The following is a 13,068-nucleotide window of genomic DNA, read 5'->3' as shown; positions in this document are numbered from 1 at the left end:
GTCAATTACTCCGTAATTTCCTCGCAATGACGATTTGGTATCTCTCAAAATCTACTTCATATCACGAAGCCAAATTGTTCTTTTAACTCATTTACAGTTTCAGACGCTCTAATTCTTGCTTTCTCTGCACCTTGGTGAAGTATTTTGAATAAATATTCCTGATCATTCATTAACTCTAAATATTTATCACGCATCGGTTGCAGATTTGTAATAATAATTTCTGCTAAATCTTCTTTAAATTTTGCAAAGCCTTGATTCTCATAATTCTGAATTATATTCTCAAGTTTTTCTTCTGATAAGCTTGTATAGATGTCTAATAAATTACTAATCTCTGGTCTTGCTTCTTTATCATAACTAACAAAACTTAAATGATCTGTTTTGGCTTTTTTAATTTTTTGATGAATAAGATCATTATCATCTTTTAAATTAATACGAGAAAAATCTGAAGAATCGGATTTGCTCATTTTTTTACTGCCATCTCTAAGACTCATAATTCTTGTTCCTGAGCCACCAATTAAAACATCAGGTACTTTTAAAATTTCCTTATTAAACTTCCTATTAATTACGCCGGCGATATCTCTAGTTAGTTCCAAATGCTGCTTTTGGTCCTCACCAACAGGCACTATATCGGCCTTATATATCAGTATATCAGCAGCCATAAGTACCGGATAGGAAAAAAGCCCAAGGCATGCTTTTTCTTGGTCCTTTCCAGCCTTATCCTTAAACTGCGTCATGCGTTTTAACCAGCCGAGCGGTGTTACGCAATTCAGCAACCAAGCAAGTTCAGCATGTTCTTTTACCATACTCTGAGCAAAAATTGTGACTTTATTAGGGTCAAGGCCTGCTGCTAAATAAATCGCAAGTGTTTCTATAACCGATCTTTTAAGTTCACTAGGTGCTATATCAACAGTAATAGAATGCAGATCAGCCAAAAAGAAAAAACAATTATATTCTTCCTGCATTTTAACCCAGTTTCGAATCGAGCCTAAATAGTTACCAAGATGCAAAGAACCAGTAGCTTGCACACCTGAAAGAACAGTTTTTTTCATTTTATACCTTTATTATTGTATTCATTAACAAATATATGTATATATACCAAATTAATATTTAATTTTTACTATATGCTTTGGCGTTTAAGAATTTTATCATTTTACGGATTATTATCGTTATTTACTTTTATCTTTTTTCTTATATGTTACATACCCGTAACGTTTTTCAATGTCAACTATCAAATAAGATATAGGATCGCTGTTATCTTTTCTTATACTTTTGTGTGGCTTGCAAAAATTTGTTGTGGTTTGAAATATGAGGTAGAGGGGCTTGAGAAATTACCTAAAACCATTTCAATAGTTGTATCTAACCATCAATCCTTTTGGGATCAGATGTTTATGCAGCTTATTATCCCTAAACATTCGTGGGTATTAAAACGTGAGCTATTTAATATACCGCTACTTGGTTGGGGACTTCGTATGGTTAAGCCGATTGCAGTAAATCGTGGCACTAATAGTTCAGTTGCCCAAATTTTAAGAGAGGGTGAGGAAAAAATCAAGGAAGGTTTATGGTTAATAATATTTCCTGAATCAACAAAAGTTCCGCCTGATCGAACAGTAAAATTTAAGCCAAGTGCTGTAAAGCTTGCTTCTATTACTAAAGTGCCGATAGTAATGATGGCACATAATGCCGGCTTATTTTGGCCTAGAGGCTTTTGGTTTAAACAGCCTGGAACTATAAAGGTAAAAATTATTGGAGTAATAGAAAGGGAAGAGGTAGAACAGACCGAGGTGCGGATTCTTAATGATAAGATTGAAGAGATAATTAATAGTGAAAAGCAAAAATTATTAAATTAATACTTACTCGAATAGCAAATTACTAATGTAATTTGTTATTTGTATTAAATTAGTCTTGGATTAAGAAATAATTAGTATTATCATACAATTACCAACTATTCTTATGGAGGTATTATGAATAATACAACAGCATTAAAATTAATTGCAGTGATCGATAGTAAGCAAATGATGCTTTACGATGCTCAAGGAGTTAAAATTACTAATAATAAGCCTTTAAAGTTACCTTTAGATTTGGAAGAGCATCACCACCATAGAGAAAAAAGACAGAGTTTATACCAAAATAAATCTACGCCTGCTTCATTGTTTGAGCCTCATACTTCTTTAAAAGATATAGAACACAAAGAAGCAGCAAAAAGCGTTATAAAACATTTAGAAAAAGCAGTAGGTCAAGATCAGGCTAAATATAAAGAACTAATTATAGTTGCTGAACCGCAAATGCTTGGTTGCGTTCGTCATGAGCTTAAAAATGGTCTGAAAAAGATGATTACTAAGGAAATAGCGAAAGATTTAGTGCAGCATAATGCTGAGGCAGTCGAAAGGGCAGTATTCTCTTGATGAGTTGTTATTGCGAGGAAGCATTGCCTATGTAAATAAAAGAATGTTGTTATCCCGTGGTCAAGCCACGGGATGACAGAGTGATAAAGTTTCCGCTCGCAATGACGCAAAGTTTATTAACAAAAACAAATTAAATATTACAAATAATTATGTCGCGAATTTATTTTAACGGTCCTGAGGGGCGAATCGAAGGAATATATGTAAAAGCAGAAGCATATAATGCTCCTGTTGCATTGGTTCTTCATCCCCATCCTTTGCATGGCGGTGATATGAATAATACAGTAGTGTATAACGCCTATAAAGTTTTATCTGAGCATGGCTATACAGTTCTACGTATTAACTTCAGAGGAGTAGGGCATTCAGAGGGTAACTTTAATAATGGGGTGGGTGAGGTTATAGATGCCGGAACAGCACTTGATTGGTTACAGCAGAATAATCCAAACGCTCAGTCTAATTTAGTATTAGGGTTTTCATTCGGTGCATGGATAGCTATGCAACTTGTGATGAGACGCCCTGAAATAAATAACTTTATTGCTATTTCGCCTCCGGTAAATAAATATGATTTTTCATTCCTTTCGCCTTGCCCTATTCCAGGATTTGTACTACAAGGTGATAGTGATAGTATAGTTTCAGCTGAAGCAGTAAAAGATTTAGCAAGTAAGTTATCTAAACAACAAGCTCATATTAAGGTTGGATGTAAAATTATTAGCGGTGCTGACCATTTCTTCCGTTATAAAATGGAAGAATTCTCTAAAGCAATAGGGGATTATTTAAAAACATTAGATCATGGTTATCCGCAAAGTAGCAATAATGTAAACGAAGAATCGAAGAGCCAGAAGAAGTTGTTTTTGTATTAAATGGATGTCATTGCGAGCCACTGAAAGTGGCGTGGCAATCTCATGAAGTAAAACTCCTAAGATTGCTTCGTTGGTTATTACATAACTTTCTCGCAATGACAGAAAAACCAAGCCATGCGACAGCAAGAGAACCCAATCAAGACATTAAACATTTATTATCATCCAAAGTTTGTTACAGTTACTGAATCCTGCTCTTCCTCCAATATCTCAAAAGATGATAACGTTAAATCAGGATATTCAAATTTACAAAAATGCCATTCTTCTTTGAACTGCTTATTACAATCCCTAACGATTTTTTTTTAATATCTTCCCCTATACATCTAAAATTAGAATAGTAAAATAAGGTATTAGAAGTAATAATAATAGCTAGATCTTCTAACTGTTTATCAAAATATTTAGTATTAGTGATAAGTTGCAAAGGGATATCATTACATATTTCATATTCAAGTTTTCGACCCAGCAAGATAATGTAATCACTAAAGACTAAATCCGGCAAAATACCATAAATAGTACCTTTAGAATAAAGTTGTGCAAGCGGCAAAATAGCTTTTTCTTCGCCAAGCAGCATAGCACAGGTTAGATTTTCAACTGCCGACTCAAATAATAAATTTATCGTTTTTTCAGCATAAGAATCCCAAATTGTCTCAAAAATAGATAATATCTCAACTTGTCGCAGACCTTTTTCAAGTAACTGATTTTTAGGCATTAAATAAAAAATTTCTTTATTATTTATTTCTACGATTTTCAAAATATATCCTATTTATTACATTATTAAACAAGTACATCCTTGTTTTCCTAATACTGGAGTTCCATCATCATCATTTTCGATATTTATTGTGTTTCGTGGTTCTTGTGTATTAACAAGTTGTTCATGATAATAATTATTGCCTCTTAATACTAAAGTTTTTTCTTCAACCTTTTTAGTAGTAGCAGAGTTATAATTTACTTCGCTTTGTGTTTTTGGTATATTAGTAGGTTTGTTGCTTGTTAATACTGAATTTGTTTCTTCATCTTTTTCAACTTTAATATTATAATCTATTGTACTTTTTGTTTTTTTTATATTATTAGTTTTTTTATTTTTGAAATCTTTTATATCGCTTTGAGTAGCTCGCCTTACTGTATTAGATGGTTGGTGTGTGGTACTAGGTAAAGGAGCTGAAATTGTGGGAATAATAGTTGATTCTGAACTATTAAATATGTCTTTTAAATCAGTATTGTTAAATGTATATTAATGTCACATTCTGCATTGTGCTTCGTTGTATCATTAATACCTGCTCGGTATACATACTTGTTATTGGAAATAGAATTAGCACAAACTGTAACTAATTTTTGTAAGTAATCTGTTAAAATATCTTCTCCTTTATAATCGCTATTAGAGCATTTTTTAGATTCAAAATGCTTTCCTATCGCAAGTATAAAGTCTCCATAAATAATATTTTTTTCAACCAACCAGCCATTATAATAAAATTGAGCTAAGTACCAAGCGGCATTTTCTTGACCACAAACTAAAGCTTCTTTTAATTTTACATATATTTTGGATATAATATATTTATTATCTTGTGTTATTTTTAATGTACAATCTTTTGATTGAGTAAGAGGTAATTTTATATTTTCAGAATAATATTTTAATGCTTCTTGTAATATGTCTAAAGAAGTAGGAAAAAATTTTGGTTCAAATATATTTTTTAATTCAGAATTTTCTAAATTTCTTTTAAAATTAGATTCGGCATTTTTCCTTATTTCGTCAGTAATAATACTATTTGTGTCTAATTGATATTGATTTTTAGTATTTTTAATAGCTTTAGCACAATCTTTGGCTAAATCTTTTGATATGTCACCTTTAAATCCATTATTTGCACATCTTATAGAACCAAGCTTTATTCCTATTGCAATAATAAAATTGCCTATCGTACAATCTTTTTCAAATAACCAACCATTATAATAGAATTGAGCTAGATACCAAGCTGCTTTTGCTTCGCCATAAACGAATATTTCTTTTAATCTTCTATATAGTTCAATTAGAACTGCTTCATTATTTTGTGTTATTTCTAAATCCTTTGATGTTCTAAGAGGTATTTCAATATATTCATCATAATCGCTTAATGCCTTTTTTATTATTTCGTAAAGATGAGGTAATTTTTCTTTCATCGTTTTCATTCCTTTTTTAAGATATAGTGCAAAGTACTGCACCATCTAGTAAGTCTAGATTTTCTCCCATTAATTTTGTTGATTTGTCATTAAATATTTGTTTTTTCACTACCCCAGAAGCAGTATCGTTATTTAATATAGTGAATGCACTTAATAGCTCTTGCTCTTTTTCTTCTTTTTCCAGTTCTATTTTTTAAAATACTTCCTCCCTACCATCAAAAACGCTTATATTAGTAATTAAGCGACCTTCAGGAGGTAAAGGATTATTAAAATCTCTTATAATGGTTTGTATATTAGCAAGAATTAAGTACTCAGGAACAGGAATTTTATCCCAGCTTTTGGATGCAATATTAATTATTCCTGTTTCTATAAAAGCTAGCTCTTTAAGATCAGAATCACTGACTATTCCAAAATTCTTTAAATATATGGAATTTGTCCTATTTATATGATCTGTATATTTTGTTATAGTACTCAGCATTTTTATTAAATTACTTGCATATTGATTGTCGATTCCTAAATAATTTTTATTATAAAATGCATTCAAATATGCACAAGCATCTTTACTTCCTAAAAGCATAGCTCCTTGAAAATATAGTATGGCTTTAAAATAAGTTTCTTTAGCTGCATTAAAATTCTTTTCTTTATCTGGAGTTAGATCTCTCTCTTGTGGAAATTCTATGTTTATAGCTTCTTGATAGAATTTTTTTCCTTCTTCGTATAGATAATCATGTGTCATATATACATTTTTATAAACTTTAGGAGGTTTCTTTTTTGTCATATTGAATACGATTTTATATACTAAAGAAATGATTGATAATTTCTAAAAGGTTTGGATAGCCGCTAAGATTAACTTCCTCGTTGTTGTTTTGTGTGTCATAAACTATCGTTATTGATATATCTTTTTCTGCATCGCAATAGATCTCATGTAATTTATTATTTTTATAAAAAGTAATAGTCGGCTTTATCTTTGGTTTATGATCATCAATTATAAAATCTAAAGTTTTTTTATCAGCACAATTTAAAACTGTACCTGTAATTTCTTTTATTGAATTAAAATACTGTTTCTCTGATATTGCTTCAAAAGATTTGAGGTAATAATTAATAATCTCATCATTTGTTTCAGGATTATCAACTAATTTTTTATTACTAAAATATTCTCGTGTTCTGCAAATAGCATCGTAGGAAATATTTATCTCGCTTTCGTTTGTCGTAGGTGGGTTAAATATTAAATTCATTTGCTCACATTCGGCAATTTCAAATTTCGGACCTAATAAAACTAAATCATCGCGGAATATTTTTTTTTCCAAATCATTATTCTGAGAGTCAGGGTATTTTGTAAATATAAAATCATATAATTGAATTAACTCATAAGCTGCATTATCACAACCTGTGAATAAAGCATATTTAAAATATTTTTCTGCATGCTCTGACATGGCTTTTAGTTTTTTAATATCATCAATACTAGGAGTTGGGCTAAAGTTCAGTTTTTTTATTTTACTAAATTGCTCATTAGCCTTATTCATAAATATTTGTGAAATAGGGTTAGGGTTATTGTTTTGAGGCATATGTTATTACTTTTTAATTTAAGGGCTTAAGCTTTTATTGTCATTGAGAGGAGGTATTACCAACGTGAATCATTCTCCCCCTGTCATCCCGCGACTTGATCGCGGGATCCAAATACTAATAAAATTAGCATTTTTTATTATTTTTTCTGGATTGCCACGCTCATTTCATTCGCTCGCAATGACGACTTAGTACCCATGCAGACAATGCCTTGCAAGGAACACATGAGATTGCTGCGTTGAAACTTGCAGTTTCTTCCCGCAATGACGGAAAAATAATTAACAATAATTAAATTTACAATTTAAATTTAGTAATATTTTTGCTAAAAGGAAAGTTCAGCAGTAGAAAAAGAGAGTATTTTTTTGGAAGGTAGTTGCAATATTATTCTACCTATGGAATCGATACCTTGAAAAGTGCCTGTAACAATGTCATTTTGATATTTAACACTAATATTTTCATGTAACTTATAAGCATGTTTCAGCCATGCTTCTCTAATAAATGAAAAGCCTTCTTGCTCCCAAATTTGATAATATTTTTCAAAATTTTCTATTAATATTTCAAGTAAAGCTTGAGGGGTGATAACGGGAAGTTCTTCAGCTACTAAGCTAGTAGTGGGCTGGTCGATATTTATTGGGTGATAAGTAATATTAATACCAACACCGATAATAAGATAATAAGCATCTTCTACTTTAACCGATTCAAGAAGTATACCGGATATTTTTTTACCCCCTACTAAAACATCATTTGGCCATTTTAATTGGATTTTTTTAAGAACTAGGGGCGTCATCCCGCGTGCTTGTATAGGAATCCCATTTATTTTCTGGATACCGTGGTCAAGCCACGGTATGACATGTACCACACTATCATAAGCCGCTAGGGCTGTAACGAAAGACAATTGCGGTAGTAATTCAAGCTCTTTATTTGGCTTAATTAGTAAACTAGCATGTAAATTGCCGGAAGTAGATTGCCAGTTTTTACCGCTTATGCCACGTCCTTCGGTTTGAGATTTAGCAAGTATGATATAATCTCTATCAGGTTTATTATTTTTAGCTATTCTAATGGCTTCAAGGTTTGTGCTATCTAATTCATCAAAAACAAATAGCTTATATCTACCTAAATTCATTTAAACCTAAGATGAAATAATGAAAGATCCGAAGAGTAAAAACCCTATTACTACAAAATTAATTAATAATAACCCGTAGGAAATAGGTATTTTTGTTGGATTAGGTTTTTCAGCAAAATACATCGTTTTAATTATTTTAAGATAGTAAAAAGCCGCAATGACGCTAGTAAAGATACCAAAATAAGCAAGCAAAAACTCTTCTTGGGTAATTGCTTGGTAAAAGAGGTAGTATTTTCCAAGAAAGCCAGCAAGCGGCGGGATACCTATCATAGAAAACATAATTATAAAAATTGCAGCAGCTATAGCTTTATGGTTTCCTGCAATTCCTTGTATGCTTTCAAAATTGGCTTTGTCTGTTTGGTTTCCGAGTAACATAATCAGGCAAGTAAAGAACCCTATACTTGCGGCTGCATATATCAACATATAGAGCATAGCAGCTTTATTGCCATCTTCAGTACGCAGCAATACGCCGATTAATACATAACCGATATTTAGAATGGTACTATATGCCATTAATCTTTTTAAGGAAGTTTGACGAATAGCACCAAGAGCACCAAATATCATAGATAATAAAGCAATTATTTTTATCAGATTATAGCTAATAGGGTGATAGTTTTTGATAATTAAATTTTCGATATTTAATAAAATGGCAACAGCTCCAATTTTTGAAGCCGCTGTAAAATAAGTAACTGAAGCGATAGGTGATCCCTCATATACATCTGGTACCCAAAAATGCAAGGGGGCACTTGAAAGCTTAAAGAAAATACTGCTTAAAAATAATACTACACCAATTACTAAACCTAAATTTACCGAAGAGCTATCATTTAGCTTATAAAATATATCTGAAAATTGTAAGCTTCCGCCAAATCCATATATAAAAGAAATACCAAATAATGATAAGCAGCTAACTAAACTGCCTAATATAAAATATTTTAATGCTCCCTCTGATGATTTAATATCGCTCAATTTAAAACCAGCAAGTATATAAGAAGTTAGAGCAGTAAGCTCCATAGCACAGAAAAGTAATAAAAAATTCTGTGCTGAAATTGCCACAAAAATCCCAACTGTAGATAATAATATCAAAGTTATAAATTCAAATTTTAGTGGTTCACCGCTACGCACCGAATAATCTCGGTAAATTATCATAGATATTATAGTAAATATCAATATGATAGCCTTATAATTAGCAATATTTGCATTAGTAGTAAACATTACATAATCTAGGTATAATATACTTTCAGAGTAAGAATATTTTAAAATAACGAAAATTGTTAATATGGTAAGTAAAATAGTTATATTAGCAACAATTCTATTTTTACCTTGCAGCATTACGGCAAAGAATTGGCTTAAAAGTGCCGTTAAAGTTAAAGTTATTTCAGGAAGTAGCATATAAAATTAATATTGTTTATCGAAATATAAATATTAGTAAATAAATAATTTTTTATCAATAAACTTATATATAAATTAGACTTTAATACACTAAAAATTTGCAATTTTCTATAATAATACGCTATATTACTGCTGTTTATGTATAAAAGTTTAATAAAATAATGTATCTGTTATCATATATATTAGGAGGATTGAATACATTACTCCGCCAGTTACGTCTATCAATTAGCTCTATAGAGTTCTATAAAGATGTATATCAAAAATATCATGGTTATGGAATAAGATATTTATTTATCGTATCTTTTATTCCAGCAATAATTTATTGTATCTTTATATTAAATTATCTAATAACCTTGAAAGACAGCTTTAACGGAATAAAACAGACAAAAATGACAGATAATATTGAGTATATCATCAATCAATTACCGGAAATGCAATATGCTAATTCACGGATTCTTGTAAAAGATGAAGAACCTATTTATTTATATAATAAAAATAATGATAAAGTAGCTGTTATTGATACAAAAAATCAGGTTTCAATTAGAGAAAAAAGCAAGATACCTTTTGTAATTGAGGCAGATAAACTTACGATAAATTTTGCAATAGATAACACTAAAAAAAGCTTCCCTCGTACCATTAATTACTCAAGTTTATTCGATCAAAGTCAGATGACTTTAACTCCTGAAATAATAAAAAAATATTTTGCTGATAATTTAATGTATTTACCAAATTTATTTATTTATCTTGGTATGCCAGCTATTATATTATTTTGGTTTGTAACATTCTTTTTAGAAAGAAGTATTATAATATTATTAGTATGTGTTGCATTCAAATTATTATTCAATAAAGTCTCAGTACAAGATGCTACAAGATTAGTAATGTTTTCAAGCGGAGTGCCGATATTACTGCAGCCAGTTGTTCCTTTTGTACCGGTATTAGGTACAATATTACAAATACTTCAAATATTTACTACTTGTCTATTATTTATTGCTATTTGGCAAGTCAATAAAAATAGGAAGTTTTCGAGTTACTTGTAAAAACTCTTCTTCGTTAGAATAGTCTAAAGTTATTTTTTCTTTTATCTGATGTTTAAACCATGTGATTTGTCTTTTAGCATACCTGCGTGTTCGTGTTTGAGCTAAGTTTAAAGCCTCACCCAAAGTTAGTTTGTTTTCTAGATAAGCCAAAATTTCTTTTATGCCTACAGCTTTTAAATTTAGATAATCAGGATTGAATTGTTTTTTGATTAAAGCAATTTCGTCTATTGCACCATCTTTAAATATATTAGCTAAACGTTCATCACATATTTTATATAAAAATTTTCTCTCAGGGTTTAAGAAGATAATTTTAAAATTAAATTCAGATAAAATTTGTTCTTTTGGCAAAGTTTGGAAAGAGAAAATAGACTTGCCGGTTTGCAGTACTACTTCATAAGCTCTAATTAGCCTTTGAGTGTCTGATTGATTAATTTTAGATGAAGCTAGTGGATCAAGCTTTGTAAGCCTATTATGTAGCTCTATATTGCCTATTTCGTTATGTAGCTTTCTTACTTGTTGCCTTAAATCATCAGATATATCAGGAATATTATTATATCCAAAAACTAAGGAGTTAATATATAATCCCGTACCACCTATTAATATAGGAAGCTTACCGCTAGTAGTTACCTGATTTATTTTTTCGGCAGCAAGCTTTAAATATTTTACTACCGAAAAATCTTCAGTAATAGGCAAGAAGTTATATAAATGATAAGGAATTTCGCTTTTATAGCTTTCCGGAGGGGAGGCGGTAATAATTGGAATTTCTTTATAAACCTGCATTGAGTCAATATTTATTATTTCCCCGTCGCAAGCTTTGGCAAGTGCATGACCTAGATAAGATTTTCCACTAGCAGTAGGACCACATAAGATAATTATTTCTTTTTTTTGCACTTAAATATTAAGTCCGTACTTGCTTAATAATTGATTAATCATCGTTTTTAGCTCTTCTAATTTTTCAGCATTACTTGATTCAGCTCTTGCAATAATGGCAGATTCAGTATTAGAACTACGCAATAACCACCAACCATCTTCTGTGTTTACTCTTACTCCATCAATATCATTAAACTCTATTTTATCCTTTAGTAATTTTTCTTTGATTTCTTCAATAATTTGTAATTTTAATTCAGAAGAAACAAAAATTTTAACTTCCGGCGTGCTATAGCTTTTCGGTAGCTCATCTATTATTTCGTCTAAAGTTTTGCTTGATCTAGTCAGTAAATCCAAAAATCTTAATGCTGCATAGATTGCATCGTCAAAACCGAAATATTTATCAGCAAAGAATATATGCCCGCTCATCTCACCGGCTAGTAAAGCCTTTGACTCAGCCATTTTACTTTTAATAAAGGGATGACCAGTTCGCCATATTATAGCTTGCCCACCATATGATTTGATTCTATCGGCTATAAGCTGGCTAGCTTTTACATCAAGTATTATAGTAGCATTTGGGTTTTCTTTTAAAATATCCTCGGCAAAAATACATAAAATTTGATCACCAAATAACATCTTACCGCTTGAGCTTACAATGCCTATTCTATCGCCATCGCCATCAAAAGCTATACCAAGGTCACAATTTTGTTCTTTAACTAGTTTAATTAATTCTTGTAAATTATCGACTTTAGTAGGATCAGGGTGATGACTTGGAAAATTTCCATCAATTTTACTATTGATGATAATGTTTTCATTATTTAAACGATTTTTTAACTCTTCAACAATATTTCCGGTTGCTCCGTTACCAGGATCCCAAGCTACTTTTAGGCTGGAATTTACTATTATTTTTTCTAGAATACGATTTAGGTATTTTGATTGTATGTCATTCCCGCCCTCACTGTTATTTCCGCCTTTCCTGTCATTCCCGCGAAAGCGGGAATCCATATTCATATTAAGCTGGATTCCTGCTTCCGCAGGAATGACATTGAAGTCAGTATTTAAAATCTCTGTTAATAAATCCTGTATTTGAGAACCAAAAAAAGATTTGCCATGTTGTATTATTTTAAAGCCGTTATCATCACGAGGGTTATGTGAACCGGTAACCATAATACTACCAGCTGGGGTAAATTTTTTATCGGCAAAATATAGAACTGGACTTGGGACAACGCCAATATTTATAACCTCAGCTCCTCCATTAACCAATCCTATTTCTAGGAGTTTGTAAAGAGCAGGGGAGCTAAGGCGACCATCCATACCGACGCAGATCTTATTATTGCCATCCTTTATAGTCATCTTTGCAAAGCAAAAACCAACCTTATAAGCTACTTCTACTGTTAAATCGGTAAGGCTATTACCTCTTATGTCATAAGCCCTAAAAATGTCTTTGTTAATGTTCATGAAGACCTTATTATATTGTTTGGTGTTATCCTGTGGCTTGTACCCGTATTGTTGCGTGGCTCAATTTTACCCCTGCCATCCCGTGACTTGGGAACTAGATCCAGCATAAAGCGAGATAAATCGAGTTTTTTTTTATTTGTATATTTTACTGGATCCCGTGGACAAGCCACGGGATGACACCTAGGACTTTTTTCGAGCCATGCAACAACCTAGGTACAAGCCGC

At 31.3% G+C, this 13,068-nt stretch carries 13 protein-coding genes; 4 read left to right on the top strand and 9 right to left on the bottom strand.

Annotated features, from left to right (window positions below):
• Positions 1-56: 56 nt before the first annotated feature.
• Complete coding sequence (gene trpS, locus AAGD49_RS04790) at positions 57-1,049, bottom strand: tryptophan--tRNA ligase (protein ID WP_341788154.1); 993 nt, start codon at positions 1,047-1,049, stop codon at positions 57-59.
• Between the two features lie 72 nt (positions 1,050-1,121).
• Between trpS and AAGD49_RS04785 the strand changes: the two genes are divergently transcribed.
• The 3 genes from AAGD49_RS04785 to AAGD49_RS04775 all read left to right on the top strand — a co-directional run bounded on the left by AAGD49_RS04785 (position 1,122) and on the right by AAGD49_RS04775 (position 3,259).
• Positions 1,122-1,847 (top strand): lysophospholipid acyltransferase family protein, encoded by a 726-nt coding sequence (locus AAGD49_RS04785; RefSeq protein WP_341788153.1) that lies wholly within the window; start codon positions 1,122-1,124, stop codon positions 1,845-1,847.
• A gap of 114 nt (positions 1,848-1,961) precedes the next feature.
• Positions 1,962-2,402 carry a host attachment protein gene (locus AAGD49_RS04780; protein ID WP_341788152.1) on the top strand — a complete coding sequence of 147 codons (441 nt, stop codon included), beginning with the start codon at positions 1,962-1,964 and terminating at the stop codon, positions 2,400-2,402.
• A 149-nt stretch (positions 2,403-2,551) separates the two neighbouring features.
• A complete protein-coding gene (locus tag AAGD49_RS04775) occupies positions 2,552-3,259 on the top strand; it encodes an alpha/beta hydrolase (RefSeq protein ID WP_341788151.1) in 708 nt (235 codons plus the stop codon).
• Positions 3,260-3,482: 223 nt separating this feature from the next.
• On the opposite strand, the gene AAGD49_RS04770 is transcribed toward AAGD49_RS04775, so the two are convergent.
• The 6 genes from AAGD49_RS04770 to nuoN form a co-directional block, all read right to left on the bottom strand.
• Positions 3,483-4,007 carry a hypothetical protein gene (locus tag AAGD49_RS04770; RefSeq protein WP_341788150.1) on the bottom strand — a complete coding sequence of 175 codons (525 nt, stop codon included), beginning with the start codon at positions 4,005-4,007 and terminating at the stop codon, positions 3,483-3,485.
• A 455-nt stretch (positions 4,008-4,462) separates the two neighbouring features.
• Positions 4,463-5,407, bottom strand: coding sequence for a hypothetical protein (locus AAGD49_RS04765; protein ID WP_341788149.1), 945 nt, complete (start codon positions 5,405-5,407; stop codon positions 4,463-4,465).
• Between the two features lie 193 nt (positions 5,408-5,600).
• Positions 5,601-6,185: a hypothetical protein gene (locus AAGD49_RS04760; protein WP_341788148.1), complete on the bottom strand. Its 585-nt coding sequence runs from the start codon at positions 6,183-6,185 to the stop codon at positions 5,601-5,603.
• A gap of 13 nt (positions 6,186-6,198) precedes the next feature.
• Positions 6,199-6,972 (bottom strand): hypothetical protein, encoded by a 774-nt coding sequence (locus AAGD49_RS04755; protein ID WP_341788147.1) that lies wholly within the window; start codon positions 6,970-6,972, stop codon positions 6,199-6,201.
• Positions 6,973-7,292: 320 nt separating this feature from the next.
• Positions 7,293-8,093: a biotin--[acetyl-CoA-carboxylase] ligase gene (locus tag AAGD49_RS04750; RefSeq protein WP_341788146.1), complete on the bottom strand. Its 801-nt coding sequence runs from the start codon at positions 8,091-8,093 to the stop codon at positions 7,293-7,295.
• A 6-nt stretch (positions 8,094-8,099) separates the two neighbouring features.
• Positions 8,100-9,482 (bottom strand): NADH-quinone oxidoreductase subunit NuoN, encoded by a 1,383-nt coding sequence (nuoN, locus tag AAGD49_RS04745; RefSeq protein ID WP_341788145.1) that lies wholly within the window; start codon positions 9,480-9,482, stop codon positions 8,100-8,102.
• A gap of 161 nt (positions 9,483-9,643) precedes the next feature.
• Between nuoN and AAGD49_RS04740 the strand changes: the two genes are divergently transcribed.
• On the top strand, positions 9,644-10,519 hold the full coding sequence (locus AAGD49_RS04740) for a DUF1189 family protein (RefSeq protein ID WP_341788144.1): 876 nt from the start codon (positions 9,644-9,646) through the stop codon (positions 10,517-10,519).
• Here the strand turns inward: AAGD49_RS04740 and miaA are convergent.
• Positions 10,463-11,410, bottom strand: coding sequence for a tRNA (adenosine(37)-N6)-dimethylallyltransferase MiaA (gene miaA, locus AAGD49_RS04735; RefSeq protein ID WP_341788143.1), 948 nt, complete (start codon positions 11,408-11,410; stop codon positions 10,463-10,465). The two genes, AAGD49_RS04740 and miaA, sit on opposite strands and share 57 nt — an antisense overlap.
• Positions 11,411-12,844 carry a phosphomannomutase/phosphoglucomutase gene (locus tag AAGD49_RS04730; RefSeq protein ID WP_341788142.1) on the bottom strand — a complete coding sequence of 478 codons (1,434 nt, stop codon included), beginning with the start codon at positions 12,842-12,844 and terminating at the stop codon, positions 11,411-11,413. It lies immediately after the preceding gene.
• Positions 12,845-13,068 lie beyond the last annotated feature (224 nt).

It is taken from the genome of Rickettsia endosymbiont of Lasioglossum villosulum, assembly GCF_964026455.1.
Classification (GTDB): domain Bacteria; phylum Pseudomonadota; class Alphaproteobacteria; order Rickettsiales; family Rickettsiaceae; genus Rickettsia.
Note: the sequence above shows the minus strand (reverse complement) of the source record. Positions and strands in the feature narration are given on the sequence as shown.